This window comes from Stieleria sp. (assembly GCF_041595215.1).
GTDB lineage: Bacteria > Planctomycetota > Planctomycetia > Pirellulales > Pirellulaceae > Stieleria > Stieleria magnilauensis.
Genome location: NZ_JBFHKV010001115.1, coordinates 1 through 2,728, shown reverse-complemented (window position 1 = coordinate 2,728; position 2,728 = coordinate 1). Strand labels below are relative to the sequence as shown.

2 protein-coding genes are annotated in these 2,728 nt (G+C 59.8%); both read left to right on the top strand.

The window, feature by feature from the left end; genetic code table 11:
- Positions 1-358: nucleoside transporter C-terminal domain-containing protein (locus ABX749_RS28645; protein WP_372899045.1), on the top strand; the 358-nt coding region annotated here is incomplete at its 5' end.
- A 303-nt stretch (positions 359-661) separates the two neighbouring features.
- A partial coding sequence (locus ABX749_RS28640; protein WP_372899044.1) for a PSD1 and planctomycete cytochrome C domain-containing protein occupies positions 662-2,728 on the top strand: 2,067 nt, incomplete at its 3' end.

Below are 2,728 nucleotides of genomic sequence, written 5' to 3'. Positions count from 1 at the left end.
GATCCTGGGTTATGCCTGTTGGCCGATCGCCTGGTTGTTGGGAATTCCGGCGGCGGAGTGCGCCGAAGCGGGCCGGTTGATCGGGCTAAAAACAGTCGCCAACGAATTCATCGCGTACCAATCGCTGGGTGAGATGATGCGATCGAGCGACCCGGCGATTTCCCAGCGGACGGCCGTCATTTTGACCTACGCGTTGGCCGGATTCAGCAATTTCGGCGCGATCGGGATTCAAGTGGGCGGCATCGGCGGCCTGGAACCGTCGCGAAAGCAAGACCTGGCCCGACTCGGGTTGCGGGCCATGTTCGGGGGGCTGCTGGCCTGCTGCATGACGGGGGCGGTCGCAGGACTGCTGCTGTAACCAGTTCCCGTAGGTGACGCTGTGCGTCACGATGGCACCAGTCACGGCAGTTCCCCAACGGGAAGACCGTGGGAACAATGCTCAGCCGTTTTGAACCAATTCTCATTGGAATCGGGCGGGGGCTTGGGGCACAATGGTAAACTGAACAGCCCACCTGAACCGAGCGTGTTTGTTTGCGGCTCGTTTTGCCCGGACGAATCGTGCTGGAAACAAACGAGCGGCTGTTACGCGCCACCCGCCTCCCGCCGCACGCTTCGAACCGTTCGACTGCTGGCCTAATGACCCGCCTCCGGCAACACCACCATGATGCCCCATTCAGAGCCCGTCTTGAAAAAAAGCATTCTGATCGCCGCCGCCTTGATCTGCCTGTGGGGGCAAGCGACCTTCGCCGCCACCACGGAAATCGACTTTCAAAAACAAATCCAACCGATCCTGGCGAAAAAGTGTTACGCCTGTCACGGACCGGATGTGGCCGAAAGCGGTTTGCAGTTCACCAGTCGCGACGCCGCGTTGGCGGAGACCGAGTCGGGCAGCTTCGCGATCGTGCCGGGTGACTTGGACGCGAGCTTGTTGATCGAGCGGATCACGACCGACGATGAATTCGAACGGATGCCGCCGGAGGGCGATCCGGTCACTGAGGAAGAAGCGGCATTGCTCAGCGCGTGGATTGCTGAAGGCGCCGCTTGGCAAAATCATTGGGCGTTTGAACCGCTATCCAATCCAACGCCACCCACGGTCGCGTCGGCCGATTGGCAAGCCCATCCGATCGATGCCTTCCTCTACGATTCGCTAGCCGACGCCGGTTTAAAACCCAACGGTCCGGCGGGCAAACGCGAATTGATCCGGCGCGTCTATTACGACCTGACCGGGCTGCCGCCGACCCAGGCCGAGGTGGACGCCTTCATCGCCGACGAATCGCCCGACGCATTCAAACGGGTGACCGAACGTTTGCTCGATTCACCGCACTACGGCGAACGTTGGGGACGCCATTGGCTGGATCTTGTTCGCTTTGCAGAAACCAATTCGTTCGAACGCGACGGCCCCAAAGACAACGCGTGGAAGTTCCGCGACTATGTCATCCGGTCGTTCAACGAAGACAAACCGTACGATCAGTTCATCCGCGAGCAACTTGCCGGTGACGAGTTGGACGAAGTCACCAAAGAAACGTTGACGGCGACCGGTTACTATCGCCTGGGGATTTGGGATGACGAACCCGCCGATGAGTTGCAGGCCCGTTTTGACGGCCTGGACGACATCATCCTGACGACCGGCCAGGTGTTCTTGGGGTTGACCATGAATTGTGCGCGTTGCCACGACCACAAGATCGATCCGATCCCACAGAAAGACTACTACAGCATGCTGTCGTTCTTTGAGGACGTGACACCCTACGCCCAACGCGGCGATTTGACGTCCTTCAGCCAAGTCGACGTCAGCTCCGACGAACTGCGGGCACGTTATGCCGCCAACGACCAGCAACGGCGATCGATCGAGCAGGAAATGCATGGCATCGAACAGGCCGGGATCGCCAAGATGTCCGCCCCCGATCAACGCGCCACCGAAGGGGCCAAGCGCGATCACAATCGCGTGTTGGGCGAAAAACTGAAGGCCAATCTGAGCGACGAGCAGTGGAGCCGCTACAAGGAACTGAAATCGCAACTGAAACAGAACGCCGAAGAGCTGAAGGCTCTGCCCCAGCGGGAACGTGTGATGGGCTTGGCGAAGTATCGCAAAGTCGACGAGCCGACGTACGTGCTCTATCGCGGCAGCCCGCATTCGCCCAGCGATGAGGTCTCGCCCGCGTTTCCGACCTTGTTTGAAGACGAACCGCCGGCGTTGCCCCAGACCGAATCGACGACCGATCAATCCACCGGTCGCCGTCGCGTCTTGGCCGATTGGATCGCCAGCGACGACAACCGTTTGACCGCCCGCGTGATCGTCAATCGTATTTGGCAATTCCACTTCGGCCGCGGCATCGTTCGCAGCAGCAACAACTTCGGCCAACTCGGTACGCCACCGACCCACCCCGAACTGCTGGATTATCTGGCCAACCGCTTGATGGCAGATGGTTGGAGCCTGAAGTCGATGCACCGGCTGATTCTGTCCAGCCGCGCCTATCAAATGTCGTCCCAAGGCAATGAAATCTCCTTGGCCGCCGACCCCGACAACGATTTGTTTTGGCGATTCGATCCGCGACGATTAAGTGCCGAAGAGGTGCGTGATTCGATCCTGGCCACCAACGGTTCGCTGAACACCGCGGTTTACGGACCGAGTGTCTACCCGACCCTGTCGCCCGAAGTCCTTGCCGGTCAATCTCGACCAGGCAGCGGTTGGGGGAACTCCAGCGAGAGCGATCAGAATCGACGCAGCGTT